This is a genomic window from Burkholderia sp. Ac-20353 (genome assembly GCF_017104785.1).
Classification (GTDB): Bacteria; Pseudomonadota; Gammaproteobacteria; order Burkholderiales; family Burkholderiaceae; genus Burkholderia.
Map to the genome: position 1 here is coordinate 1 of NZ_JAAGPL010000128.1, position 25548 is coordinate 25548.

At 65.0% G+C, this 25548-nt stretch carries 33 protein-coding genes, 1 tRNA gene and 1 pseudogene; 6 read left to right on the top strand and 29 right to left on the bottom strand.

What is annotated here, in order from left to right:
* The first annotated feature begins 415 nt into the window (after positions 1-415).
* The 5 genes from G3N94_RS27960 to G3N94_RS27980 all read left to right on the top strand — a co-directional run bounded on the left by G3N94_RS27960 (position 416) and on the right by G3N94_RS27980 (position 3725).
* Entirely contained in the window at positions 416-721 is a 306-nt protein-coding gene (locus G3N94_RS27960; protein ID WP_205795856.1) for a hypothetical protein, read from the top strand.
* 218 nt (positions 722-939) lie between these two features.
* Positions 940-1095, top strand: a complete 156-nt coding sequence (locus G3N94_RS42650; RefSeq protein WP_241022109.1) for a helix-turn-helix transcriptional regulator — start codon at positions 940-942, stop codon at positions 1093-1095.
* A gap of 242 nt (positions 1096-1337) precedes the next feature.
* A complete protein-coding gene (locus tag G3N94_RS27970) occupies positions 1338-1865 on the top strand; it encodes a PAAR domain-containing protein (RefSeq protein ID WP_205795796.1) in 528 nt (175 codons plus the stop codon).
* 227 nt (positions 1866-2092) lie between these two features.
* Positions 2093-2602, top strand: a complete 510-nt coding sequence (locus G3N94_RS42655; protein ID WP_277398574.1) for a VRR-NUC domain-containing protein — start codon at positions 2093-2095, stop codon at positions 2600-2602.
* Between the two features lie 4 nt (positions 2603-2606).
* Positions 2607-3725, top strand: coding sequence for a DUF3396 domain-containing protein (locus tag G3N94_RS27980; RefSeq protein WP_205795800.1), 1119 nt, complete (start codon positions 2607-2609; stop codon positions 3723-3725).
* Positions 3726-4051: 326 nt separating this feature from the next.
* On the opposite strand, the gene G3N94_RS27985 is transcribed toward G3N94_RS27980, so the two are convergent.
* From G3N94_RS27985 to G3N94_RS28015, 7 genes are all read right to left on the bottom strand, one after another.
* Positions 4052-4127: transfer RNA gene (locus G3N94_RS27985), tRNA-Thr, on the bottom strand.
* A 19-nt stretch (positions 4128-4146) separates the two neighbouring features.
* Positions 4147-4668: a ClpXP protease specificity-enhancing factor gene (locus G3N94_RS27990; RefSeq protein WP_205795802.1), complete on the bottom strand. Its 522-nt coding sequence runs from the start codon at positions 4666-4668 to the stop codon at positions 4147-4149.
* A gap of 72 nt (positions 4669-4740) precedes the next feature.
* Positions 4741-5352 carry a glutathione S-transferase N-terminal domain-containing protein gene (locus G3N94_RS27995; RefSeq protein WP_006400565.1) on the bottom strand — a complete coding sequence of 204 codons (612 nt, stop codon included), beginning with the start codon at positions 5350-5352 and terminating at the stop codon, positions 4741-4743.
* 93 nt (positions 5353-5445) lie between these two features.
* The gene (locus G3N94_RS28000) at positions 5446-6204 is read right to left on the bottom strand and encodes a cytochrome c1 (protein ID WP_205795804.1); all 759 of its coding nucleotides are present in this window, start codon (positions 6202-6204) and stop codon (positions 5446-5448) included.
* Positions 6205-6225: 21 nt separating this feature from the next.
* Positions 6226-7608: a cytochrome bc complex cytochrome b subunit gene (locus tag G3N94_RS28005; protein ID WP_205795806.1), complete on the bottom strand. Its 1383-nt coding sequence runs from the start codon at positions 7606-7608 to the stop codon at positions 6226-6228.
* Positions 7609-8229 (bottom strand): ubiquinol-cytochrome c reductase iron-sulfur subunit, encoded by a 621-nt coding sequence (gene petA / locus G3N94_RS28010; RefSeq protein ID WP_205795808.1) that lies wholly within the window; start codon positions 8227-8229, stop codon positions 7609-7611. It lies immediately after the preceding gene.
* A 218-nt stretch (positions 8230-8447) separates the two neighbouring features.
* Positions 8448-9194: a Nif3-like dinuclear metal center hexameric protein gene (locus G3N94_RS28015; RefSeq protein WP_205795819.1), complete on the bottom strand. Its 747-nt coding sequence runs from the start codon at positions 9192-9194 to the stop codon at positions 8448-8450.
* A 21-nt stretch (positions 9195-9215) separates the two neighbouring features.
* Between G3N94_RS28015 and G3N94_RS28020 the strand changes: the two genes are divergently transcribed.
* Positions 9216-10421: a Do family serine endopeptidase gene (locus tag G3N94_RS28020; protein ID WP_205795821.1), complete on the top strand. Its 1206-nt coding sequence runs from the start codon at positions 9216-9218 to the stop codon at positions 10419-10421.
* Positions 10422-10517: 96 nt separating this feature from the next.
* Here the strand turns inward: G3N94_RS28020 and tatC are convergent, their stop codons facing one another.
* From tatC to G3N94_RS42660, 22 genes and pseudogenes are all read right to left on the bottom strand, one after another.
* Complete coding sequence (gene tatC / locus G3N94_RS28025) at positions 10518-11300, bottom strand: twin-arginine translocase subunit TatC (protein ID WP_205795823.1); 783 nt, start codon at positions 11298-11300, stop codon at positions 10518-10520.
* A gap of 41 nt (positions 11301-11341) precedes the next feature.
* Complete coding sequence (gene tatB / locus G3N94_RS28030; protein ID WP_205795824.1) at positions 11342-11857, bottom strand: Sec-independent protein translocase protein TatB; 516 nt, start codon at positions 11855-11857, stop codon at positions 11342-11344.
* A gap of 34 nt (positions 11858-11891) precedes the next feature.
* Positions 11892-12122 carry a Sec-independent protein translocase subunit TatA gene (gene tatA, locus G3N94_RS28035; protein WP_205795826.1) on the bottom strand — a complete coding sequence of 77 codons (231 nt, stop codon included), beginning with the start codon at positions 12120-12122 and terminating at the stop codon, positions 11892-11894.
* Between the two features lie 90 nt (positions 12123-12212).
* On the bottom strand, positions 12213-12578 hold the full coding sequence (locus G3N94_RS28040; protein WP_124599364.1) for a histidine triad nucleotide-binding protein: 366 nt from the start codon (positions 12576-12578) through the stop codon (positions 12213-12215).
* A 32-nt stretch (positions 12579-12610) separates the two neighbouring features.
* Positions 12611-13003: a hypothetical protein gene (locus G3N94_RS28045; RefSeq protein WP_205795828.1), complete on the bottom strand. Its 393-nt coding sequence runs from the start codon at positions 13001-13003 to the stop codon at positions 12611-12613.
* A gap of 60 nt (positions 13004-13063) precedes the next feature.
* A complete protein-coding gene (locus G3N94_RS28050) occupies positions 13064-13429 on the bottom strand; it encodes a phosphoribosyl-ATP diphosphatase (RefSeq protein WP_084900054.1) in 366 nt (121 codons plus the stop codon).
* The gene (hisI, locus tag G3N94_RS28055) at positions 13426-13839 is read right to left on the bottom strand and encodes a phosphoribosyl-AMP cyclohydrolase (RefSeq protein ID WP_059778492.1); all 414 of its coding nucleotides are present in this window, start codon (positions 13837-13839) and stop codon (positions 13426-13428) included. Before hisI ends, G3N94_RS28050 begins: the two co-directional genes overlap by 4 nt.
* Positions 13839-14612: an imidazole glycerol phosphate synthase subunit HisF gene (hisF, locus tag G3N94_RS28060; RefSeq protein WP_205795830.1), complete on the bottom strand. Its 774-nt coding sequence runs from the start codon at positions 14610-14612 to the stop codon at positions 13839-13841. Before hisF ends, hisI begins: the two co-directional genes overlap by 1 nt.
* Positions 14613-14740: 128 nt before the next feature.
* Positions 14741-15496 (bottom strand): 1-(5-phosphoribosyl)-5-[(5-phosphoribosylamino)methylideneamino]imidazole-4-carboxamide isomerase, encoded by a 756-nt coding sequence (hisA, locus tag G3N94_RS28065; RefSeq protein ID WP_205795832.1) that lies wholly within the window; start codon positions 15494-15496, stop codon positions 14741-14743.
* A gap of 155 nt (positions 15497-15651) precedes the next feature.
* Positions 15652-16293: an imidazole glycerol phosphate synthase subunit HisH gene (hisH, locus tag G3N94_RS28070; protein ID WP_205795834.1), complete on the bottom strand. Its 642-nt coding sequence runs from the start codon at positions 16291-16293 to the stop codon at positions 15652-15654.
* On the bottom strand, positions 16290-16910 hold the full coding sequence (locus tag G3N94_RS28075; RefSeq protein ID WP_205795836.1) for a YchE family NAAT transporter: 621 nt from the start codon (positions 16908-16910) through the stop codon (positions 16290-16292). Before G3N94_RS28075 ends, hisH begins: the two co-directional genes overlap by 4 nt.
* 63 nt (positions 16911-16973) lie before the next feature.
* Positions 16974-17561: an imidazoleglycerol-phosphate dehydratase HisB gene (gene hisB / locus G3N94_RS28080; protein ID WP_205795838.1), complete on the bottom strand. Its 588-nt coding sequence runs from the start codon at positions 17559-17561 to the stop codon at positions 16974-16976.
* A 60-nt stretch (positions 17562-17621) separates the two neighbouring features.
* Positions 17622-18701: a histidinol-phosphate transaminase gene (gene hisC, locus G3N94_RS28085; protein ID WP_205795840.1), complete on the bottom strand. Its 1080-nt coding sequence runs from the start codon at positions 18699-18701 to the stop codon at positions 17622-17624.
* Between the two features lie 134 nt (positions 18702-18835).
* Positions 18836-20170 carry a histidinol dehydrogenase gene (hisD, locus tag G3N94_RS28090; RefSeq protein ID WP_205795841.1) on the bottom strand — a complete coding sequence of 445 codons (1335 nt, stop codon included), beginning with the start codon at positions 20168-20170 and terminating at the stop codon, positions 18836-18838.
* Positions 20171-20194: 24 nt separating this feature from the next.
* Positions 20195-20848, bottom strand: a complete 654-nt coding sequence (hisG, locus tag G3N94_RS28095; RefSeq protein WP_205795852.1) for an ATP phosphoribosyltransferase — start codon at positions 20846-20848, stop codon at positions 20195-20197.
* 20 nt (positions 20849-20868) lie between these two features.
* Complete coding sequence (murA, locus tag G3N94_RS28100) at positions 20869-22218, bottom strand: UDP-N-acetylglucosamine 1-carboxyvinyltransferase (protein WP_205795843.1); 1350 nt, start codon at positions 22216-22218, stop codon at positions 20869-20871.
* A gap of 13 nt (positions 22219-22231) precedes the next feature.
* Positions 22232-22471, bottom strand: coding sequence for a BolA family protein (locus tag G3N94_RS28105; RefSeq protein ID WP_006406983.1), 240 nt, complete (start codon positions 22469-22471; stop codon positions 22232-22234).
* 88 nt (positions 22472-22559) lie between these two features.
* Positions 22560-23315 (bottom strand): ABC transporter permease, encoded by a 756-nt coding sequence (locus tag G3N94_RS28110; RefSeq protein WP_205795845.1) that lies wholly within the window; start codon positions 23313-23315, stop codon positions 22560-22562.
* The gene (locus G3N94_RS28115; protein WP_205795847.1) at positions 23312-24238 is read right to left on the bottom strand and encodes an ABC transporter ATP-binding protein; all 927 of its coding nucleotides are present in this window, start codon (positions 24236-24238) and stop codon (positions 23312-23314) included. The genes G3N94_RS28110 and G3N94_RS28115 overlap by 4 nt, the downstream gene beginning before the upstream one ends.
* Positions 24239-24423: 185 nt before the next feature.
* A complete protein-coding gene (locus G3N94_RS28120; protein WP_205795849.1) occupies positions 24424-24693 on the bottom strand; it encodes an STAS domain-containing protein in 270 nt (89 codons plus the stop codon).
* Positions 24690-25319 (bottom strand): ABC transporter substrate-binding protein, encoded by a 630-nt coding sequence (locus tag G3N94_RS28125; protein WP_205795854.1) that lies wholly within the window; start codon positions 25317-25319, stop codon positions 24690-24692. Before G3N94_RS28125 ends, G3N94_RS28120 begins: the two co-directional genes overlap by 4 nt.
* A 112-nt stretch (positions 25320-25431) precedes the next feature.
* Positions 25432-25548: pseudogene (locus tag G3N94_RS42660) on the bottom strand (VacJ family lipoprotein); the annotation flags it as partial.

The window sequence follows — 25548 nt, forward strand, 5'->3', positions numbered from 1 at the left end:
CGCAAGGGCGACGGCGAACCCGGCGCAGAGACCATCTGGAAGGGACTCACGAAAGTTCATATCGCTGCGGAAACCATGCGTCTATTGCGTGACGACGACGGTGACGGGACTTGCGTATAACGAGATGCACTGAATGGGGTTCGCCGACTGGCAATCACGCTCGGGGTCAGCGCTAATGCGATTGTCTTCGACGACGACGAACGCGAGCCCGACGACGCCTTGCGCTACCAGTTCGAAACAATCTCAAGGATGCCGGAAAGTGTCCGCGAACTCGCACGGGAGTTACTTGATGCGCTAATCGTCAGGAATCAAATCGCAGAGAAGAGGAAAGAAAAGCAGTAAACGAAGCGCGGGCCGTAAGTGCTGCAACACTCACGACCCGCTGACCACCACCAACTCAACCGAGGAGTTGATCATGGCTGACGCCAATCATAAAGCACGTTCAAAGCGACATGAACCGGAGACCACACTTTGGTTGCCGCTTCGAGACTCACCCGACCCTGTCATGTGGTCCGATCGGCCCTGCATGCCGTGGATGGAAGTGATCGACGCGCACTTCAAGCTGTTCGGATTCGAACCGGGTGGGCGCGTGTACCTCTCCATCAATCACGTCAGCAGGAAGATTTCCATCACACCGGATTGCGCGGACCCGCTTGTAAGGGGGCATGTGATGGAGCGCATCCAGCAAAGAGGATTTCAGTTTGATCTTCCAGGGATATAACTGCCGGGCTCGCCGCCCCCGATCGTGCCGGGGGCGAACTACACGACGAGTTCCTGCTCGCGCCTCCAAGGGCGAATGCGTGGCGTGAGCGGCACATAACCGCCACCGCCGGATCGACCCGCCTGCAGGTCGACCCGGCTACTCAAGCCAAGTATGACGCACAAGCGCCGGAATTTGCCGTTGCGCGCGAACTCGTCGCCGCGCCCGTACGTGCTGGATTGACTCAAGAACAGGTCGCCGAGCGGATGCTGACGACTCAATCGACCATCGTGCGCATGGAAAGTGGTCGCACGATGCCGTCGCTGCGCACGCTGTCCCGCTACGCCGAAGCGACGGGAAGCCGTGCCGTAGTACGCCTCGAGGTCGCAAAGTAGTTTGGGCCGCCGGTTGATGACTTCAGGCAGAAGCGACGGGGGCCGGTGCGCCTACACTCGTGCCGCAGCCCTCCAAGAGGCAACCGTAAACACTGGTCTTGTGATCAGTGAAAAGTGACTTGGGAGGGTTGAAAGCTATACCGCACCGCACATCTGCGAACTCTCCCGGCAACATTGACAGGGTGGTTACCCTTATTCGGTGCGTGCTACAGTCCTCGCACAATTTCTACAGAGGATTCGGCATGAGCTCTGCGTTCATTCGGGAAGGTGATATGACTTCGCACGGCGGTCGAGTGCTCGCCTGCACGTCGACCAACATCGTCTTCGGCAAGCCGCTCGCGCTCGAAGGTGACATGGTGTCGTGTCCCAAGTGCAGCGGCGTCTACCCGATCATCGGCGTCCGAGTTCGCAGCATGACGTTCGGCGGCCGCGCTGTGGCGACCGAGGGCGACAAGACTGCATGCGGTGCGACGCTGATCGCATCACAAGGCATGGCAACGGTAGAGCCGACCTCGGGCGCGGGCAGATCGGTCGGCGCCGGCAAAAGTGTAATCACGCAGACGACCGCGCAAGACGATGGCGCATATCGCGGCCGCTTCCAGCTCATCGACGACAAGACACGCGTACCGATCCCGAATCACCCATATACGGTGACATCGGCGGACGGTCAAACGATCCAAGGCACGACGGACGCGAGCGGCCATACTGATTGGATCAGCAGTCACCAAGCTGCATCGCTGTCGTTCCAGCAACCCGGGAGCGACGCATGATCGGCCGCTATTCCCCGGGGTCATCAACTGGGGGCTCAAGCACGAGTGGCCAGACAACGCAGGTTGGCTTAAGCGCCGCCAAACTCTCCGCGAAAGACCGAAAGGTTCTGTGTCACACGTTCTGCGAGTGCAGGCGGATCGGCGTCGCGACGAAGGCCGGGACCATCCAGCGTCAACGATGCGTCGAGATGCGCCTTGGACTGCCGAATGAAGTATCGAAGATGCAAATGGGCGTCCCAACGGAATACCGCCCAGAACAACCGTACGATATGACGACGGATCCGCCCGAGCCAATCATGGACTATGACGATCCGCTGGAGCCCAACACGGGCATTCGCCAGTGGATCAAGGACGTGTGGCCCAGCAAGGGCAAAAAATACGAGAAAGGCGACGTTCGCCGCCCCGATGTCGTGATCGTGAACGACCCGTCGAAACCTCCCGTGCAATCGAATATCAAGACCGTCGTAGAAATGAAATTCCCCGGCGACAGCTACGGCCCTGACCAGGAAGACGACTACATCGAAATCGCGGGCAGCCCGTCGAAGTTTGTCCACCTCGGCGCAGCCGATTGCGGATGCGGTGACGACGACGGCCAGAAGGAAACATCGCGCTCGAAGCAATCCGCGCGACAATCCGAGTTTGACGACTTGTTCGGCGGCAGCAGCAGCGCGCCCGGGGGCCCGCCGCTCCCGCCCGCGCCTTCTTTCCCGCCACCGGCATTCCCGCTTCCGCTTTGACGCCATGACGAACGACGAAATTGAAGCTTGGGCCAAAGATCCGCGCCGCGCGGACACCGTGCCCTTCGGGCTTTACGAGCCCGCGCACCAAAAAGGGATCACTGGTGCCGCCCTTGTAGTACGGGGCGTGCTCTACTTCCGCAACGGTTTCACCACCGAGGTTCGGCAAGCGCTGGTGCGCTGCTTCAAGCGGTACAGCGCGGCGATCGAGGAGTATCAGCACGCGCTCGAAGTAGCTGCTGGTCAGACGCCGTCGAAGTCCGGGCCGCTGCGTTGGTTCTATTCCGAGGGAGAAGAGCCGATCCAGTACGACAAGGCTCCGGGATTCGAAAGCCTCGCGGCGAGCGTCCCCGCTGATGAGGCCCTTGCAGTCGCGATGACCAGCGCCGAACATAAGCTCGCCACCGGATTCTATGAGTTCACGGTGTTCGCGCTTAGCGAAAAGAAGGCAGCGCGGAAACGCGGGCTCGACGGACTGGCTTTCACGGTACCGCGCGCATTTATCGCGCACCGCCCCGGCGTATTCGAAGCGATGTTCCGCGCGTTCGCTGAAGCGCTACCGACGGTCAGCGGCCATGGCGGGCTAGCCGTGAACGTGCCTCCGATGGGGCGGCGGCCGAACGAAGCCAGCGAGTATTTCTACGCGCGCCGCTTCGGGCCTGGTATCGACGTCGGCGATCCAATGCGCTCGACCGTCCGCAAGCTCTACACAAGGATCAAGACCGTTGACTGGCTGAATGCGCTCGACGGAGACCTCGTCGAGGCTGTCGGCGGCGCATCATCGCTCGGACTCCCGCCAGACTGGTTCGCCCGTCTTCCGCTGGGGAATGGCGGCCTGATCATTCAAGCCGGCGTCGCACCGGAGTCCGGCGTGTCCAATGGACCGGGCATACCAGTATCGCCGCCCGCCGCGTACGTCATTCTGAACCGCGCGCTGCAGCCGATCATCGCGGATGCCGTCGATACCCTGCAAGACGGGACACTGGACAGTACTGCACCTCTGTTAAATACGGCCGTAGCGACGGAAGGTTGGCTGCGCCGGTTCAACGTGCCCGATGACCAACTGAACGGTTTCTGGGTCGAGTTGCACAAGACGCCAAGGCTGCACAGCGGAACGGCCTGAGGCGACTGGATCCAGCTCTACAGTCATTGACCACCCCACCAGGCGCTGAAGATGAAGACGCCGGCTGAGGCATTCGCTTTAGCCGCTTAACCTGTGCAGGTTTCGCTGGGTCATTACACAGGTGGGGAGGTGCTACAACTGCACGTGTACCGCCCTCTAACCAGCCTCATCCTGACTGGTACTCGTAGCGAACAAGACATAACAGCCCGCTACATGCGCAGCGTACGGCGGTAGGTCAAGCCGACTCACTGACGCTGGTTGAAAACACGAGGGATTTTGAAAACGCGAAGGGGCTACGCAAACATCGCGTAACCCCTTGTCAGATATGGTGCCGGCTGCAGGACTCGAACCCGCCACCTGATGATTACAAATCAACTGCTCTACCAGATGAGCTAAGCCGGCGTAAGCCCGAGATTCTACCTCATTTCACGATCTTGAGGCGAGGTCTGCTGCCCTTCGCTCCATCACCGTCCGACTTCGGCGGTTCGTCCGCGCCTTCCGACGGTTCCTCGTTCGCGCCGTTGTCGGTCACGGCCGTGAGCCCCGCCGATGCGCCGTGATCGTCACCTTGCGGTTCGTCCGCTTGGGCTTCGTCATCAAACGTGCCCGAATCCTCGCCCTCGCCCGCGACCGCATCGACCTGGAACGCCATTCCCTGCCCGTTCTCGCGCGCATAGATCGCGAGCACGTTGGCAACCGGAATCTCGAGCTTGTGCGCCTTGCCGGAGAACCGCGCGGTGAACTCGATCCATTCGTTGCCCATCTGCAGCTGGCTCGTCGCCTCGAAGCTGATGTTGAGCACGATCTCGCCGTCACGCACGAACTGACGCGGCACGCGCGTCGAACTGTCGACCCTCACCGCGATGTGCGGCGTGTAACCGTTATCGGTGCACCACTCGTACAACGCGCGCAGCAGATAAGGTTTCGTTGAAATCTCTTGCATCACAATCCTCGAACCGGAGCGGGTCGCGCGACGCTGCGCGCGACCCGCTCCGTCATGCCCTTCGTCACGCCATTAACGACGCATGACCTTTTCGGACGGCGTCAGTGCTTCAATATACGCCGGACGGCTGAAGATCCGTTCCGCATACTTCATCAGCGGCGCCGCGTTCTTCGACAGCTCGATCCCGTAGTGATCCAGACGCCACAGCAGCGGCGCGATCGCGACGTCGAGCATCGAAAACTCTTCGCCGAGCATGTACTTGTTCTTCACGAAGATCGGCGCGAGCTGCGTCAGGCGGTCGCGGATCGCGAGACGTGCCTTCTCGTGGTTCTTCTCGGCCGCCTTGCCCTTCTCGTTCTCGAGCGTGCTGACGTGGACGAACAGTTCCTTCTCGAAGTTGAGCAGGAACAGGCGCGCACGCGCGCGCTGCACCGGATCCGCCGGCATCAGCTGCGGGTGCGGGAAGCGCTCGTCGATGTACTCGTTGATGATGTTCGATTCGTACAGGATCAGGTCGCGCTCGACGAGGATCGGCACCTGGCCATACGGGTTCATCACCGAGATGTCTTCCGGCTTGTTGAACAGGTCGACGTCGCGGATCTCGAAGTCCATGCCCTTCTCGAACAGCACCAGCCGGCAACGCTGGGAGAACGGGCAAGTTGTGCCGGAATACAGAACCATCATGTTTGCGTTTCCTCAAAAAAGCCGAGGGCCGGCGCGCGACGAAACCCGCCTGCGGGTTCCCCGTTGCGCCGGCCCCACGCCGGTCAGGCGTGATTACTTGATATCTTTCCAGTACGCGGCATTGAGCCGCCAGGCCAGGAAAGTCAGGACACCGAGAAACACCAGCACCCAGACGCCGAGGCGTTTGCGGGTCTGCTGGGCCGGCTCGGACATCCACGTCATGTACGCCACCAGGTCGGCTACAGCAGCATCATAATCCACCGGCGACAGCGTCCCCGGGGTCACCTGCTGAAAGCCGACGAGCGCGCGCACCTTCTCGCCCGTCTCCTCGTCCGTCTTTTCTTCGAATTTCGCGATGCGCTGCCCCTGCAACTGCCAGAGCACATGGGGCATGCCGACGTTCTCGAACACCGCGTTGTTCCAGCCGGTCGGCCGTGCATCGTCGCGGTAGAAGCTCCGCAGATACGTATACAGCCAGTCGCGGCTGCGCGCGCGCGCCTCGACCGACAGGTCGGGCGGCGGCACGCCGAGCCAGTTCTTCGCGTCTTCGGGCCGCATCGCGACGGACATCGTGTTGCCGACCTTGTCGGTCGTGAACAGGAGATTCTGCTCGATCTCCTTCTGGGGAATGCCCAGATCCGTCAGACGGTTGTAGCGCATCAGGTTCGCGCTGTGGCAGTTCAGGCAATAGTTTACAAACAATTGCGCGCCATGCTGAAGCGAAACGAGATTTTCCGTGTTATCGGGCGCCCGGTCGAGCGGAAAATTACCTTCCGCGGCCGGCACCGGCGCCGCGAACAGCGCACAGGCGGTCGCCCCGATCAGCGCGAGTGTCGAAAGCAGTTTCTTCATGTCGTTCTCTCCTCGCTCACGTTAATGGGGCTTGAAGCGCACCCGCTCCGGCGGCTGCTTGAACGTGCCAAGCGGCGTCCAGACCGGCATGCCGAGGAAGAACGCGAAGTAGATCAGCGCGCACAACTGCGCGATCATCGTCGAGACCGGCGACGGCGGCCGCGTGCCGAGGAACGCGAGGGTCAGGAACACGACCACGAAGATCCCGAGGAACACCTTGTGGAACAGCGGCCGGTAGCGGATCGACTTCACCGGGCTGCGGTCGAGCCACGGCAGGAAGAACAGGGTCACCACCGCCGAGCCCATCACGACGACGCCCCAGAACTTCGATTCCGTCAGGTACATGAACACGACGATCGCCGCCGACAGCACCGGCAGGCCAACCTTCCACTTGCCGCGCGCGCGCACAAGGGCGAGCACGCCGAGCGCCGCAATCACGATCATCAGCACGATCTTGAACGGGTCGGTGGTCGCGCGCAGCATCGCGTAGAACGCGGTGAAGTACCAGACCGGCGCGATTTCCGGCGGCGTCTGCAGCGGGTTCGCGGGGATGAAGTTGTTCGACTCGAGGAAGTAGCCGCCCATTTCCGGCGAGAAGAACACGATCAGCGCGAATACGATCAGGAACCCGCACACGCCGAGGAAATCGTGCACCGAGTAGTACGGGTGGAACGGGATGCCGTCGAGCGGGATGCCGTTCGCGTCCTTCTTCGCCTTGATCTCGATGCCGTCCGGGTTGTTGGACCCCACCTCGTGCAGCGCGACGAGGTGCGCAACCACGAGGCCGACCAGCACGAGCGGAATCGCGATCACGTGGAACGCGAAGAAGCGGTTCAGCGTGACGTCGGACACCACATAGTCGCCACGGATCCACAGCGACAGGTCCGGGCCGACGAACGGGATCGCCGAGAACAGGTTCACGATCACCTGCGCGCCCCAGAACGACATCTGGCCCCACGGCAGCAGGTAGCCGAAGAACGCCTCGGCCATCAGGCACAGGAAGATCGCGCAGCCGAAGATCCACACGAGCTCGCGCGGCTTGCGGTACGACCCGTACATCAGCCCGCGGAACATGTGCAGGTAGACGACCACGAAGAACATCGACGCGCCCGTCGAGTGCATGTAGCGGATCAGCCAGCCCCACGGTACTTCGCGCATGATGTACTCGACCGACGCGAACGCGAGCGTCGAGTCGGGCTTGTAGTTCATCGTCAGGAAGATGCCGGTGACGATCTGGTTGACGAGCACGAGCAGCGCGAGCGAGCCGAAGAAGTACCAGAAGTTGAAATTCTTCGGCGCGTAGTACTCGGTCATGTGCTTCTTGATCATGACCGTCCACGGAAAGCGCGAGTCGATCCAGCCGGTGAGACCTGTCGTCGTGACTTCGTTGTGTTCCGTCGCCATTTACGCTTCTCCTTTCTCGTCTCGGCCGATCACGAGCGTCGTCGCTGACGTGAACATGTAGGGCGGGATGTCGAGGTTCTGCGGCGCCGGCTTGTTCTTGAAGACGCGGCCGGCGAGGTCGTAGGTCGAACCGTGGCACGGGCACAGGAAGCCGCCCGGCCAGTCGTCCGGCAGGTTCGGCTGCGGACCCGGCGAGAAACGTTGGGAAGGCGTGCAGCCGAGGTGCGTGCACACGGCCATCACGACGAGGATGTTCTTGCGATCGGCCCGCGCGCGATATTCGTTCGCGCAGTACGCGGGCAGCGGCATCGAATACGGGGATTGGGAAGTCGGATCGGCGACTTCCTTGTCGGCTTTGACCACGTCGGCGAGCATCGCGTCGGTGCGGTTCAGCACCCAGACGGGCTTGCCGCGCCACGGCACGGTGATCATCTCGCCAGGCTTCAGCGCGCTGATGTCGACCTCGACCGGCGCGCCGGCCGCCTTTGCTTTCGCCGACGGCGCCAGCGACGCCGCGAACGGTACGACGGTGGCGACGCCTCCAACGCCACCTGCTACGGATGTCGCAATCAGCCAGGTACGGCGGCCGCTGTCGACGCGCTTGTCTTCCTTGTCTCGCATCACACGCCCCACTTCTGAGTTGGATTTTCCGTCTCGACTTTCCATTCCGCCGCTAGTTTGCTCGAATGGAGTCGCCATTTACAAGGCCCGGAGATGAAAATCCCTTCGAAGTATTTGATAGTCAAGGGTTTTCCCCCACTATCGGAGTGATTAAATCAAACCACTTTTAAGCACCCGCTTCATTGCATGTTTGCGATGCGCCGCCGCAAACCGACCGCTCAGACCGGGTTATGGATATCGATGAAAAGGTGTTCGAGATCGAAATGCTCGGATAAATGGGTGCCGAGCGCCTGGATTCCGTAGCGCTCGGTCGCATGGTGCCCCGCCGCAACGAACGCGACGCCGCTCTCCGCGGCCGCGTGCGTGACGGGCTCCGACACCTCGCCGGTCAGGAACACGTCGGCGCCGGCCTCGATCGCCGCGTCGAAATAGCTCTGCGCGGCACCCGTGCACCACGCGATGCGGCGCAGCTGCTGCTCCGGATCGCCGAGCACGAGCGGCGTGCGGCCGAGCAATCGCTCGACCTTCGCGACGAAGTGCTCGAGCGTCACCGGCATCGGCAGCGTGGCCATCCAGCCGAGCTCGCCTTCACCGAAGTGCGCTTCGCCGATCAGCCCGAGCTTCTCGCCGAGCTGCGCGTTGTTGCCGAATTCCGGATGCGCGTCGAGCGGCAGGTGGAACGCGAACAGGTTCAGGTCGTTCGCGAGCAGCAGCTTCAGGCGCTGGTACTTGCGACCGGTGATCTGCGGCGCCTCGTTGCGCCAGAAATAGCCGTGATGGACCAGCACGGCATCCGCGCCCCAATCGATCGCCGCTTCGAGAAACGCTGCCGACGCGGTCACGCCGGTCGCGATCTTTTCGATCTTGCGGCGGCCTTCGACTTGCAGGCCATTCGGGCAATAGTCCTTGAACCGCGCGGTTTCAAGGGTATTGTTCAAGTACAATTCGAGTTCGATCCGATCCATATAAACCTCTAGTCCATTCAGATGCTTAGACGCTTCTGGCTGTTCTTCGCGCAGGCAGTCACGGTGCTGCTCGCGCTGATGTTCATCGTCGTGACGCTCAAGCCGCAATGGCTGCAACGGCAAGGACAGCTCGGCAAGCAGCTCGCCACGCCGATCGTTGCACTGCGGGAAGTCGCCCCGGGCATCGGCGGCGCCCCCGCGACCACGTCGTATGCCGACGCTGCGCAGAAGGCGATGCCGGCCGTCGTCAACGTGTTCTCCAGCAAGGACGGCTCGCTGCCGCCCGATCCGCGCGCGAAGGATCCGCTCTTCCGCTATTTCTTCGGTGACCGCAACGCCCGCAAGCAGCAGGACGAGCCCGCGGCCAACCTTGGCTCCGGCGTTATCGTGAGCCCGGAAGGTTACATTCTAACGAACCAGCACGTCGTGGACGGCGCCGACCAGATCGAAGTCGCGCTCGCCGACGGCCGCACGGCCACCGCGAAGGTGATCGGCAGCGATCCCGAAACGGATCTCGCGGTGCTGAAGATCAACATGACGAACCTGCCGACGATCACGCTCGGCCGTTCGGACCAGTCACGCGTCGGCGACGTCGTACTCGCAATCGGCAACCCGTTCGGCGTCGGCCAGACGGTGACGATGGGGATCATCAGCGCGCTCGGCCGCAACCACCTCGGCATCAACACGTTCGAGAACTTCATCCAGACCGATGCGCCGATCAACCCCGGCAACTCGGGCGGCGCGCTCGTCGACGTGAACGGCAACCTGCTCGGCATCAACACGGCGATCTACTCGCGCTCGGGCGGCTCGCTCGGGATCGGCTTCGCGATTCCGGTGTCGACCGCGCGCACGGTGCTCGAGAGCATCATCACGACGGGCTCGGTCACGCGCGGCTGGATCGGCGTCGAGCCGCAGGACGTGACGCCGGAGATCGCCGAGTCGTTCGGGCTGCAGCAGAAGTCCGGCGCGATCGTCGCGGGCGTGCTGCAGGGCGGGCCGGCCGACAAGGCCGGCATCCGGCCGGGCGACATCCTCGTGTCGGTCAACGGCGACGAGATCACCGACACGACGAAGCTGCTCAACGTCGTCGCGCAGATCAAGCCGGGCGCGACGGCCAAGGTGCACGTCGTGCGCAAGGGCAAGGAGTTCGACCTGAACGTCGTGATCGGCAAGCGCCCGCCGCCGCCGAAGCAGACGCTCGACGAGCAGGACAGCGATTCGGAGTGACACCACGGGCGGCACGCCGCGGGCTTCGGACATGAAAAAAGGGCAGCCGTCGGCTGCCCTTTTTGCTGGTATCGGCCCGCGCCGCACTGCCCGCCGTCAGCTCGCGGCTTCGCCGTTCTCGGCCTCGGCTTCCGTCGGCTTCGGCACGAAGAACCGTGCGGCGACAATCCCGATCTCGTACAGCAGCACCAGCGGCAACGCGAGCATCAGCTGCGAAAACACGTCCGGCGGCGTGACGACCGCGGCGACGACGAACGCGCCGACGATCACGTAAGGACGGATCTCCTTCAGCTTCTTGATGGTCAGGAGGCCCATCCGGACGAGCAGCACGACGACGATCGGCACCTCGAACGTCACCCCGAACGCGATGAACATCCCGAGCACGAAGCTCAGGTAATTGTCGATATCGGTCGACATCTCCGCGCCAAGCGGCGCGTTGTAGTGCGCCATCACGCGAAAGATCGTCGGAAACACGAGGAAGTACGCGAACGCCATCCCGCACAGGAACAGGAAGTAGCTGCTGCCGACGAGCGGCGCGACGAGCTTCTTCTCGTGCTGGTACAGCCCGGGCGCGACGAACGCCCAGATCTGGTACAGCACGACCGGCAGCGCGATCACGAGCGCGACGAGCATCGTCACCTTCATCGGCACGAAGAACGAGCCGGTGACGTCCGTGACGATCATCTTGCCGCCCTTCGGCAGGTTCTCCATCAGCGGCCGCGCGAGCAGCCGGAAGATGTCCGGCGCCCAGTAGACGAGCCCGAGGAACACGACGATCACGGCCAGCCCCGCGCGGATGATGCGGTCGCGGAGCTCGACGAGATGGGAGATGAAGGTTTCTTCCGGGGCTTCGGCCGGATTGTGTTGGGGGTCGCTCACACCGGCCCTCGGTTGGATTGACGAGCGAGCATGCGCTCGACTCAGAAGAAGCGTGCCGGCCGGCGCAGGCTCGCCGGCTGGTGGCGCGCGACGCGCGCGGCGCCGGACTGCACCTGCGTGCGGCGCGTGGTGGTGCGCTTGTACCAGACAGGCGTCGCCGTCTGCTTGACCCGCCAGTTACGGCGTTTCGGCGTCAGTGCGACACCACTGCCGCGCCAGGTCGGCGCAGCGGGCGCATCACTGCCGCCGGTCGAATCGGTCGCGCCGCCGACCGCCGAATTCCACGCGGTATTCAGATCCTGCTCGTGTTCGCGCAGGTTGTCGTGAATCGTGGTCTCGACGTTGCGTGCGGCCGTCTCGAAATCGCTCTTCATCGTGCGCAGCGCGTCGAGCTCGATCTCGCGTGAGACCTCGGCCTTCACGTCGTTGATATAGCGTTGCGCGCGGCCGAACAGCGCGCCCGCCGTGCGTGCGACACGCGGCAGGCGCTCGGGGCCGAGCACCACGAGCGCGACGACGCCGATCAGCGCCATCTTCGAAAGACCGAGATCCAGCATGGAAATTGCCCGTCAGCGTGCCGGCAAGCCGACGTTATGCCTTGTTCGAATCGGAACGCGTCGTTTCCTTCGCGTTGACGTCCACCGTGCCCGAACGCGGCAGCTGCTGCGGATCGGCCGGCGTTTCGCCGTCCTTCATGCCGTCCTTGAACCCCTTCACGGCGCTGCCGAGGTCGTTGCCGATGTTGCGCAGCTTCTTCGTGCCGAAAACCAGCGCGACGATCAGCAGCACGATCAGCCAGTGCCAAATGCTCAATCCACCCATGATGAAACTCTCCTCAACCTTGCCGCTCGCGGCGCAAATCGCCGGCTATGCGCCGGCTTCGACTATCGACGCGGGAAACGCCCCGCGCCGTCAACCCATCCGGTGCCAGGGGCGCGGACCGGCCAGGATATGCGCGTGCAGGTGATACACCTCCTGCCCGCCGCCCGGGCCCGTATTGATCACCGTGCGGAACCCGGTTTCGCCGCCCGTATATGCGACGCCGAGCTGCTCGGCGAGCCGCGCGACCAGCACCATCATCCGGCCGAGCAGCGGCGCATCGGCTTCGTCCGCCGCCGACAGCGTCGGCAGATGCTTGCGCGGAATCACGAGCACGTGCGTCTCGGCCGCCGGGCGGATGTCGCGGAATGCGACGAACTCATCGTCCTCGTGCACTTTCGTGCTCGGAATTTCGCCTGCCGCAATCTTGCAGAACAGGCAGTTCGGATCGTGACTCATGTTGCTCCTGAAGGGCTCGCCGCGGCCGTGCGTCAGAACCACGCGCGCGAATCGAGCGCCTTGTTGTCGTTCAGGTACAGCCATCCCTTGATGATACGGTACAGCGTCCAGATCCACGTCGCAAACATCACAGCAAAACCGACGACGACGAACGCAAGCGCGAACCCGATCACGTAGGCGATCAACGCGCGCCAGAACGTGCGGATCTGCCACTCGAAATGATCGGCATACGGCGTGCCGGCCACGTCGTCGCGCTTCACGTAGTTGATGATGATCGCGATGATGCCGGTGATGCCGCCCGTCAGCCAGTGCAACGCATAGAGGCCGTACAGCACGTGGGTCAGCGTACGCAGGCCGTTCAGGCGCTCGCTTTCCGCTGCCCCCGAAACGGACGGCGGCGGAAACTGGCTTGGCGTATCGGTCATGATGCTACTCCCGTTAGATGACAATTCTTACAGTGTAGCGCCGCCGCGCACCGCAATGCGTCAGCCGCCGTTTTCCTCGCGCTCGCGACGCTTGCGCAGCGCTTTTTCCTCGATGCCCGACATCCCTTCGCGGCGCTCGAGCTCGGCGATCACGTCGGCCGGGCTCAGGTCGTAATGGGACAGCATCACGAGGCAATGGAACCACAGGTCGGCCACCTCGCCGACCAGCGCGGTCGGCGCGCCGCCCTGCCGCACGTCCTTCGCGGCGAGCACGACTTCGGTCGCTTCCTCGCCGATCTTCTTCAGCACCGCGTCGTCGCCCTTGTGGAACAGGCGCGACACGTACGATTGATCGGGATCGCCGCCCTTGCGGCTATCGATCACGGCTGCGAGACGCAGCAGCGTGTCTTCGGTCGTTTGCGTCATTTGTAGATGTGTTCGGGGTCTTTCAGCACCGGCTCGACCGCGACCCAGTCGCCGCCTTCGACGGTGCCTTCGAATTTCTGGAAGAAGCACGAATGCCGGCCGGTGTGGCACGCGATGCCCGATACCTGCTCGACCTTCAGCAGCACGACGTCCTCGTCGCAATCGAGGCGTACCTCGTGCACGTGCTGCACGTGGCCCGACTCCTCGCCCTTGAACCACAGGCGCTTGCGCGAACGCGAATAGTAGACCGCGCGCTGCGTCTCGATCGTCTTCGCCAATGCCTCGCGGTTCATCCACGCGAACATCAGCACATCGTTCGTCGACGCTTCCTGCGCGATCACCGGCACGAGGCCGTTGTCATCCCAGCGGACCTTGTCGAGCCACGCCGGCATTGCGTTATCCGTGCTCATCACAACCTCACCGGAATGCCCTGGTCGGCCATGAAGCGCTTCGCCTCGCCGACCGTGTGTTCGCCGTAGTGGAAGATGCTCGCCGCGAGCACCGCATCCGCGCGGCCTTCCTTGATGCCGTCCGCCAGGTGCTGCAGCGAGCCGACGCCGCCCGACGCGATCACCGGCACCGGCACCGCGTCCGACACGCCGCGCGTGAGCGCGAGGTCGAAGCCCGACTTCGTGCCGTCGCGGTCCATGCTCGTCAGCAGGATCTCGCCCGCGCCGAGCTCGGCCATCTTGCGCGCCCACTCGATCGCGTCGAGCCCGGTGTTCTTGCGGCCACCGTGCGTGAACACTTCCCAGCGCGGCGCTTCGCCGTCGGCGGACACGCGCTTCGCGTCGATCGCGACGACGATGCACTGCGATCCGTACTTGTCGGCCGCGTCGCGCACGAGCTGCGGGTTCGCCACTGCCGACGAGTTCATGCTGACCTTGTCCGCGCCCGCGTTCAGCAGGCGGCGGACGTCCTCGACGGCACGCACGCCGCCGCCGACCGTCAGCGGGATGAAGACCTGCGACGCGACCGCCTCGATGATCGGCAGGATCAGGTCGCGCTGGTCGGACGTCGCGGTGATGTCGAGGAACGTGAGTTCGTCGGCGCCCTGCTCGTCATAACGGCGGGCGATCTCGACCGGATCGCCTGCATCGCGCAGTTCGACGAAGTTGACGCCCTTGACGACACGCCCGGCAGTCACGTCCAGACAGGGGATGATGCGTTTAGCTAGAGCCATGATGTTGCACTAAGTGCCGCGGTTGGGGGCGCCCGACCAAGGGCACCCGGCTAGGGACGCCCGGCCACGGACGCCCGGCCAGGGGCGCCCGGCTGGTAACGCCCCGGGCGAAGGAACGACAGCCGGAATCAGGCGTTGTCGAGTTCGCCGTTCAGTTCGTCCGCGCGTTTCTGCGCGGCCGCGAAGTCGAGATCGCCGGAGTAGATCGCGCGACCGCAGATCACGCCTTCGACGCCCTCGCCCTCCACTTCGCAGAGCTTCTCGATGTCGTTGAGGTTCGACAGGCCGCCGCTTGCGATCACCGGAATGCCGACCGCCTGCGCGAGCTTCACGGTCGCCTCGATGTTGACGCCCTGCAGCATGCCGTCGCGGCCGATGTCGGTATAGACGATCGATTCGACGCCGTAGTCCTCGAACTTCTGCGCGAGGTCGATCACCTCGTGGCCCGTCAGCTTGCTCCAGCCGTCGGTCGCGACCTTGCCGTCCTTCGCGTCGAGGCCGACGATGATGCTGCCCGCGAACGCGGTGCATGCGTCCTGCAGGAAGCCCGGATCCTTCACGGCCGCCGTGCCGATGATCACGTACGACAGGCCGGCATCGAGATACTTCTCGATCGTCTCGAGGCTGCGGATGCCGCCGCCGAGCTGCACGGGGATCTCGTCACCCACTTCTTCGAGGATCGCCTCGATCGCCTCGAGGTTCTTCGGCTTGCCGGCGAACGCGCCGTTCAGGTCGACGAGATGAAGCCGCCGGGCGCCGAGATCGACCCACTTGCGGGCCATCGCCGCGGGGTTCTCGGAGAAAATCGTGGCCTGGTCCATATCGCCCTGTTTAAGGCGCACACACTGACCGTCTTTAAGATCGATGGCCGGAATCAGCAACATAGCAATCGGTTGTCGTCTGGGAAAAGAAAAAGAGCCGGGCGCACACTGGCCGTTCCAGTACCGCGCGGTCTCGCTAGTTTAGTACAACTCTTTCGGCGCTCAGAGCCCCATGCGACAGGCGTTTCGCGCCGGCCGACCGTGGCTCGCGCCCACGTTCACGGTTTCCAGTGTACGAAGTTGCGATACAGACGCAACCCGACTTCCGCGCTTTTCTCCGGATGGAATTGGGTCGCGAAGAGATTGTCCCGCGCGACCGCGGACGTAAACGGCGCACCGTAGACCGTTTCGCCAACCGTATGCGCCGGGTTGTCCGGCGTCACGTAATAACTGTGCACGAAGTAGAAATACGCGTCGTCCGGCACGCCGTCCCACAGCGGGTGCGGCTGCGACTGGCGCACGCGGTTCCAGCCCATCTGCGGGACCTTGAAGCGCGAGCCGTCGTCCTGCAGCCGGCCGTCGAGCTCGAAGCGCACGACCTTGCCGGGCAGCAGGCCGAGGCCGTTCGTGTCGCCTTCGGCGCTCCAGTCGAACAGCATCTGCTCGCCGACGCACACGCCGAGCAGCGGCTTGGTGCGCGACGCCTCGAGCACGGCTTCCTGCAGGCCCGATTCGCCGAGGCAGCGCATGCAGTCCGGCATCGCACCCTGGCCGGGCAGCACGACGCGGTCGGCCGCGCGGATCGCGGCCGGCGTGTCGACGATCGCCACGTCGGCGGCCGGTTCGGCCTGCTTGAGCGCCTGCGCGACCGAGCGCAGGTTGCCCATCCCATAATCCACAATCGCAATCGAAGTTTTCATCTCAGTGCAGGCAGTAACGCCCTCAGTCCGTTGACGATGAATTCCACCGCCAGCGCCGACAGCATCAGTCCCATCAGCCGCGTGGCGATGTTGATGCCGGTGCGGCCGATCCAGTTCGCGATCGGCTCGGCGAGCCGCATCGCAACGAAACACAGGCAGGCCAGGACCGCGCCGATCGCGACGAGCCCCGCCCGGTCATACCAGTGACGCGAGTTCGCCGCATAGATGATCACCGTGCTGATCGAGCCGGGGCCCGTCAGCAGCGGGATCGCGAGCGGCACCACCGCGATGTTGTCCTTCTGCTCGGCTTCGTGGCGCTCCTCCGGCGTCGAGCGCGTGTTGCCGGCCTGCGCGTTCAGCATGCTGATCGCCATCAGCAGCATGATGATCCCGCCGCCCACCTCCAGCGACCCGACCGAAATGCCGAAGAAGTCGATGATCTGCTGCCCGAGCAGTGTCGTCACCGTGATCACGCAGAACACCGACACCGACGCGATCCGGATCGTGCGACGCCGCTCGTCGTCCGTCTGCTGAGCGGTCAGGCTCAGGAAAAACGGCACCGCGCCGACCGGGTTGATCAGCGCGAGTAGCGAAATGAACGATTTGAGCAGATCCATCGCAAGCCGGCGCAGTGCACCGAAGCCGTGAGGTTGTCCTTGGCGTTCCGTCCCGTCAGAAGTTCAGAGGCTGCCTTTGGTCGACGGGATCTGCCCCGCCGCGCGTTCGTCGAGCTCCACCGCCATTCGCAGCGCGCGGCCGAAGGCCTTGAACACCGTCTCGAGCTGGTGGTGCGCGTTGATCCCGCGCAGGTTGTCGACGTGCAGCGTGACGCCCGCATGGTTCACGAAGCCACGGAAGAACTCGATCGACAGGTCGACGTCGAACGTGCCGATCCGCGCGCGCGTGAACGGCACGTGGAATTCGAGACCCGGCCGGCCCGAGAAGTCGATCACGACGCGCGACAGCGCCTCGTCGAGCGGCACGTACGAATGGCCGTAGCGGCGAATGCCCTTCCTGTCGCCGATCGCCTTCGCGACCGCCTGGCCGAGCGTGATGCCGACGTCCTCGACCGTATGGTGGTCGTCGATATGCGTGTCGCCGTGCGCCTCGACGTCGAGGTCGAACAGACCGTGTCGTGCGATCTGGTCGAGCATATGGTCGAGGAACGGCACGCCGGTCGCGAGCTTCTGCTGGCCGGTGCCGTCGAGATTGAGCTTCACACGGATCTGCGTTTCGCTGGTATTGCGAACGACTTCCGCCACACGCATGGCAATTCCTTGACTGAGTCGATGTAAATGGGGATTGATCGTTTCCGCGCCGCGGCGCCGTCAGGCGTGACCGGGCAGCGCGAGTTTCAATGCGGCCAGCAGGCGGGCGTTTTCATCGGGAGAACCGACGGTCAGCCGCACGCATTCGGCCAGCAATGGGTGCATTTTACTCACGTTTTTGACGAGCACCCGCTCGGTGAGCAGCGCGTCGAACACGGCGGCCGCGTCCGGCACGCGCACCAGCAGGAAATTGCCGGCGCTCGGGAACACCGTCGCGCCCGGCAGCGCGGCCACCACCTGCGCGAGGCGCGCGCGTTCGGCGCGCAGTTCTGCCGCCTGCGCGTCGAGCACGTCGAGGTGGTCGAGCAGGAAATCGGCGGTCGCCTGCGTCAGCACGTTGATGTTGTACGGCGGGCGCACCTTGTCGAGCTCCGCGAGCCATGCGGGCAGCCCGACCAGATAGCCGAGGCGGATGCCCGCGAGGCCGAGCTTCGACACCGTGCGCATCACGACGACGTTGTCGAACTCCGCCGCGCGCGACATCCAGCTGCGCTCGGCGAACGGCTGGTACGCCTCGTCGATCACGATCAGGCTGCGCTGCGCGGCCGCGATGATCCGCTCGATGCCCGCGTCGTCGTACAGCGTGCCGGTCGGGTTGTTCGGGTAGGCGAGGTAGACGAGCGCAGGCTGGTGCTCGGCGATCGCCGCGAGCATCGCGTCGACGTCGAGCGTCAGGTCGGCCGCGAGCGGCACGCCGACGAACTCGAGCTGCGCGAATTTCGCCGACATCTCGTACATCACGAAGCCCGGCACCGGCGCGAGCACCTTAGCGCCCGGCTTCGCGCACGCGACCGACAGCATGCTGATGATCTCGTCGGAGCCGTTGCCGAGCAGCACGTCGCACGCGGCGGGCACGCCCATCGCGTGGCGCAGCTTGTCGAGCAGCGCGGCGGGGCGCGGCGCCGGATAGCGGTTCAGCGCGACCTGCGCGAGGCGTTCGCCGAGGGCCGCCGCGAGCGGCGCCGGCAGCGGGTACGGATTTTCCATCGCGTCGAGCTTCACGAACCCGCTCGCGTCCGGCACCGGGTAGCTCGTCATCGCGAGCACGTCCCGGCGGATGATGTCTTGTGGCGTCGTCATGGTGTGCAAGCCGGCGTGCATCGCGCCGGCATCAAATCGGCAAGGCGGCGGCTGCCGCCCTGCCCGTGGTCTCCCCGTCGGCCCGCGTCGGCCCTTCAGCGCTGACGCGGGTCCCGTGCAAGGCTCGCCGGCGCTCAGTTGCCCAGTCGCCCCGCGCCCTTCATCCGGTACTCGGCGCTCTTCGCATGCGCCTGCAGCCCCTCGCCGTACGCCAGCTGGGACGCGATCTCGCCGAGCGTGTGCGCGCCTTCGGCGCTGACTTCGATCACGCTCGAGCGCTTGATGAAGTCGTACACGCCGAGCGGCGACGAAAAGCGCGCGGTGCGCGACGTCGGCAGCACGTGGTTCGGGCCGGCGCAGTAGTCGCCGAGGCTCTCGCTCGTGTAGCGGCCGAGGAAGATCGCGCCCGCGTGGCGGATCTGCTTGCCCCACTGCTGCGGCTCCAGCGCCGAGATCTCGAGGTGCTCGGGCGCGATGTCGTTCGCGATCCTGCACGCTTCTGCCATGTCGCGCACCTTGATCAGCGCCCCGCGCCCTTCGAGCGACGCGCGGATCACGTCCTGGCGCGGCATCGTCGGCAGCAGCTCGTCGATCGCCTTCTCGACGCGCTCGATGAACGACGCGTCCGGGCACAGCAGGATCGACTGCGCGAGCTCATCGTGCTCGGCCTGTGAGAACAGGTCCATCGCCACCCATTGCGGATCGGTCGTGCCGTCGCACAGCACGAGGATCTCCGACGGCCCGGCGATCATGTCGATGCCGACCGTGCCGAACACGCGGCGCTTCGCCGACGCGACGTACGCATTTCCGGGCCCGCAGATCTTGTCGACGGCCGGCACGGTCTCGGTGCCGTACGCGAGCGCAGCCACCGCCTGCGCACCGCCGATCGTGAACACGCGGTCGACGCCGCCGAGCAGCGCCGCGGCGAGCACGAGGTCGTTCTTCACGCCGTCCGGGGTCGGCACGACCATCACGATCTCGCCGACGCCCGCGACGCGAGCGGGAATCGCGTTCATCAGCACCGACGACGGATACGCGGCCTTGCCGCCCGGCACGTACAGGCCGACGCGGTCGAGCGGCGTGACCTTCTGGCCAAGCACCGTGCCGTCCGCCTCCGTGTACTGCCAGCTATGGCTGCCGCACTCGATCTTCTGCTTCTCGTGGTACGCGCGTACGCGTGCCGCGGCCGCCTCGAGCGCCGCACGGGCCTTCGGCTCGAGGCCGTCGAGCGCCGTCTGCAGCGCGTCCTGCGGCAGCTCCAGCGCGGCGACGCTGCCGGCGCTCAGCCGGTCGAAGCGGTTCGTGTAGTCGAGCACCGCGGCGTCGCCGCGCGACTTCACGTCGGCGAGGATCTGCGCGACCGAGCGCTCGATCGCTTCGTCTTCGCTCGCCTCGAACGCGAGCACCGCACGCAGCGCGGCGCCGAAGCCTTCGCTCGTCGAATCGAGTTTGCGGATGGTGATGGACATGGAGGGTTCCGTTTCGGTGTGCGCTTACGCGCCGCCCAGCGACGCGCGTTCGAACGCGTCGAGGAACGGCTTGAGCGCCGTGCGCTTGAGCTTCAGCGCAGCCTGGTTCACGACGAGGCGCGACGAGATCGGCATGATCTCCTCGACCTCGACCAGATTGTTCGCACGCAGCGTGCCGCCCGAGCTGACGAGGTCGACGATCGCATCGGCGAGGCCGACCAGCGGTGCGAGCTCCATCGAGCCATACAGCTTGATCAGGTCGACGTGCACGCCCTTCGCGGCAAAGTGTTCGCGCGCCGTCTCGACGTACTTCGTCGCGACGCGCAGGCGCGCGCCCTGGCGCACCGCGTTCGCGTAGTCGAAGCCCGCGGGCACCGCGACCGAGATCCGGCAGCGCGCGATGTTCAGGTCGATCGGCTGGTACAGGCCCGAGCCGCCGTGCTCGAGCAGCACGTCCTTGCCGGCCACGCCGAAGTCGGCCGCGCCGTATTCGACGTAGGTCGGCACGTCGCTCGCGCGCACGATGATCACGCGCAGGTTCGCGTCGGTCGTCGGCAGGATCAGCTTGCGCGACGTTTCCGGATCCTCGGCCACGTGCACGCCGGCAGCCGCGAGCAGCGGCAGGGTTTCCTCGAAAATCCGGCCCTTCGACAGCGCGAGGGTCAACGGCTGGTTCAACGGCGGGGTCAGCGGCGCGTTCATGCAAGGCTCCCGGCAATCCGGCGCACGTTCGCGCCGACCGCAGTCAGTTTGGCTTCCATCCGGTCGTAACCCCGGTCGAGGTGATAGATGCGGTCGACGAGCGTCTCGCCGTCGGCGCGCAGGCCGGCGATCACGAGGCTCGCGGACGCGCGCAGGTCGGTCGCCATCACCTTCGCGCCCGACAGCTTGTCGACGCCCGTCACGAGCGCGGTGTTGCCGTCGACGGTGATGTTCGCGCCGAGCCGGTTCAGCTCCTGCACGTGCATGAAGCGGTTCTCGAAGATCGTCTCGACGACCTGCGCGGTGCCCGTCGCGACCGAGTTCAGCGCCATGAACTGCGCCTGCATGTCGGTCGGGAACGCCGGGTATTCGGACGTGCGGATCGTCACCGCGGACGGCCGGCGTTCCATCTTCACGCGCAGCCAGTGCCCGCCTTCCTCGATCGACACGCCGGCCTCGCGCAGCTTGTCGATCACCGCGTCGAGGATGTGCGGGCGCACGCCCGTCAGCGTCACGTCGCCGCCTGCGGCCGCGACCGCGCACAGGAACGTGCCGGCCTCGATGCGGTCCGGAATCACCGCGTGGCGCGCGCCGTGCAGCCGCTCGACACCCTGGATCACGAGCCGGTCGGTGCCGATCCCGTCGATCTTCGCGCCCATCTCGACCAGCAGGTGCGCGAGATCGCTCACTTCAGGCTCGCGCGCGGCGTTCTCGATCACCGTCTCGCCGTCGGCGAGCGTCGCGGCCATCAGCAGGTTCTCGGTACCCGTCACCGTGATCATGTCGGTGACGATGCGCGCGCCCTTCAGCCGCTTCGCGCGCGCCTCGATGAAGCCGTGCTCGATGCTGATCTCGGCGCCCATCGCCTGCAGGCCCTTGATGTGCTGGTCGACCGGCCGCGCGCCGATCGCGCAGCCGCCCGGCAGCGATACCTTCGCCTCGCCGAAGCGTGCGAGCAGCGGCCCGAGCACGAGGATCGACGCGCGCATCGTCTTCACGAGCTCGTACGGCGCGACGAGGTTGTCGACGCGCGACGCGTCGAGCTGCACGTGGCTGCCCGTCATCTCGCTCTTCACGCCCATCTGGTTCAGGACCTTCAGCGTGGTGCGGACGTCCTGCAGGTTCGGCACGTTGTCGAGGTGGACCGGATCGGCCGTGAGCAGGCTCGCGCACAGAATCGGCAATGCCGCGTTCTTCGCACCCGACACGACGATCTCGCCAGACAGCCGGCGGCCACCCTCGACCACGAGCTTGTCCATCCCGTGTCCCTGCGTATCCCGATTGCCGGCCGGGTGTGCCGTGGCGACGCTCTCGACGGCGTCGCGCTCGTTGACGGTGACTTGCACTCAGTGTTTCCGGTTATGCGTTCTGCCATTCGGCGGGCGTCAGCGTCTTCATGCTGAGCGCGTGGATTTCCTGCTTCATGCGATCGCCGAGCGCCGCGTAGACGAGCTGGTGGCGCTGGATCGGCCGCTTGCCCTCGAACGCCGGCGACACGATCGTCGCGAAGAAGTGCTGGCCGTCGCCTTCGACTTCCAGATGCGTGCAGGCGAGCCCGCCCGCGATGTATTGCTTGACCTGTTCGGGAGTCGGCAACATGGTGATGCTCCTGTCGGTACGCGCCAGCCGCCCCCGGCGTCACGCTGCCCCGAAGGGCCGCGTGCGCCGCGGGCGGCGGCCGTTTCATTCAATGACGCAGTTTGTAGCCGGTCGCGAGCAGCCGCATCGCGAACAGCGCGAGCAGCACGAAGAAACCGGTGACGATCGCGAGGCTCGCGAGCGGGTTGACGTCGGACGCGCCGAAGAACCCGTAGCGAAAGCCGTCGATCATGTAGAAAAACGGGTTGAGACGCGAGATTTCGCGCCACACGGGCGGCAGCGAATGCGTCGAATAGAACACGCCGGACAGGAACGTCAGCGGCATGATCAGGAAGTTCTGGAACGCGGCGAGCTGGTCGAACTTCTCGGCCCAGATCCCGGCGATCAGGCCGAGCGTGCCGAGTATCGCCGAGCCGAGCAGCGCGAACGCGAGGATGAACACGGGCGCCGCGAACTGCATCGGGACGAACCAGACCGTTACGACGAACACGCCCGTGCCGACCGCGAGCCCGCGCACGACCGACGCGAGCACGTACGCGCCGTAGATGTCCCGGTACGACAGCGGCGGCAGCAGCATGAACACGAGGTTGCCGGTGATCTTCGACTGGATCAGCGACGACGAGCTGTTCGCGAACGCATTCTGCAGCACGCTCATCATCACGAGGCCCGGCACGAGGAAGCTCACGTACTCGACGCCCGGATACACCTGGACGCGGCCCGTCAGCGCGTGGCCGAAGATCGTCAGGTACAGCAGCGCCGTGACGACGGGCGCGAGCACCGTCTGGAACGACACCTTCCAGAAGCGCAGGATTTCTTTATAGAACAGCGTTTGAAAACCGCTCATGCCAGACCCTCGATCGCCTCGGCCCCGTTCATCACCTGGACGAACACATCCTCGAGGTCGGCCTTCCTGACCTCGATTTCGTCGAACGAGCAGCCCGCGGTGCGGCACAACGCGAGGATCCGCTCGACCTCGTCGTAGTTCGCGAGCCGCAGCAGGTGCTCGCCGGGCGCGCGGGCGGCCGGATCGGTCTCCAGTGCGCGCAGCTCGACGGGCAGCGAGCCGCCCGCGACGCGCAGGTACAGCTGCAGCCCCGCGAAGCGCTGCAGCAGCGCATCGGTGCGGTCGAGCGCGACCACTTCACCCCGGCGCAGCATCGCGATGCGGTCGCACAGCGACTCGGCTTCCTCGAGGTAGTGGGTGGTCAGCACGATCGTGTGGCCTTCACGGTTCAGCCGCGAGATGAATTTCCACAGCGTCTGGCGCAGCTCGACGTCGACGCCGGCGGTCGGCTCGTCGAGCACGATCACCGGCGGCCGGTGCACGAGCGCCTGCGCGACCAGCACGCGGCGCTTCATCCCGCCCGACAGCGCGCGCATGTTCGCGTCGGCCTTCTCGGTCAGGTCGAGATTGGCCATCACTTCGTCGATCCAGTCGTCGTTGTGGCGCAGCCCGAAGTAACCGGACTGGATCCGCAGCGTTTCGCGCACCGTGAAGAACGGGTCGAACACGAGCTCCTGCGGCACGACGCCAAGCGCGCGGCGCGCGCCCCGGAAGTCCTTGACGACGTCGTGGCCACGCACCGAGATGCTGCCTTCGTCGGCCCGGGCGAGCCCCGCGAGGATGCTGATGAGCGTGGTCTTGCCTGCGCCGTTCGGGCCAAGCAGACCGAAAAACTCGCCTTCTTCGACCGACAGGCTGACGCCCTTGAGCGCCTGAAGCGACTTGTAGCGCTTCTTGACGTGACGGATTTCTATGGCTGACATGACTGTGCGCGGCGCAACGGCCGCGACGCCTATTCTGTGCTTGCTGCGAAAGAAAAAGGGGGCCGATTGGCAGCCCCGCAAAACGCTTGATTATAGGGCAAACCGACGGGAGGAGACGGCCATCGGGGACGGCCATCCGGAGCCGGCACCCGGCAGCGGGCGCGGCGCGGATCAGCGAGTGAGCGTCAATGTCGCCCGTTGATGAGCGTGTCGACGCCGTACGCCTGCGCGAGGCTGGCGAGCTTCGGGGGGATGTTCTGGATGTCGAGGGTCGCGCCGCGCGAGCGCGCGGCACGCTGCCATGCGAGCAGCACGGCGAGCGCGGACGAGTCGAATTCCGCGAGCGCCACGCAGTCGACGGCGGTTGCGCCCGCGCCGATCTGCGCGAGACCCGCCGCGAGCGCGGCCTTCGCGCTCGCGTGGGTCAGCGAGGAGCCGGCTTCGAAGCCGCTCACGATGCCTGCTTGCTCGCGGCAAGCTCCTGGTTGCGCTGCGACAGGAACTGGATCAGGCCATCGACGCCGCTTTGCTGGATCTTCTCGTTGAACTGCTGCTGGTATGTCTGGATCAGCCACGCGCCGAGCACGTTCAGGTCATACACCTTCCAGCCCTGCTGCGTCTTGTACAGGCGGTAGTCGATCTGGACCGGCTGGCCATTGTTCATCGCGACCGTCTTGACCACGACGTCGGTGTCGTCCGGGCTCGCGCGGAACGGCGGGTACTGGATCTGCTGGTCCGGCTTCAGCTGCGCGATCGCGCCCGAGTACGTGCGGATCAGCAGCAGCTTGAACTGCTCCTGCACCTGCTGCTGCTGCGCCGGCGACGCCTCGCGCCAGTGGCGGCCCATCGCGAGCTGCGTGGTGCGGCGGAAATCCGTGTACGGCAGGATGTCCTTGTTGACGATCGAGATGATGCGGTTCGTGTCGCCCTGCTTGATCGTCTGCTGCTTCACTTCATCGAGCACCTGCTGCGTCGCGCCCTTGATCAGCGCCTGCGGGTTCGACTGGTCGACTTGCGCATGCGCCGCGCTACCGAACGAGAACAGCGCCGCGAAAACGGGGATCAGGAACAGTTTCTTCATAAGTTTGACCTGCATGGGTGAGTCGATGCGGAGGTTGGAGCCCGTAGCTTACGCGCAAGTTCGCGACCGCTACCGACTCAATCGTTTCCGCCTGTAACGAATGTAAGTCCGATCAATGCAGCCGGATGCTCGGGAAGCGCAGCCCGCCGGGCGCGGGCGGCGCCACCTGCATCGGCGGCACGGTCGTTTCGCTGGACGGATTCGGCGAACCGGCCGCTTCCGACCCCGG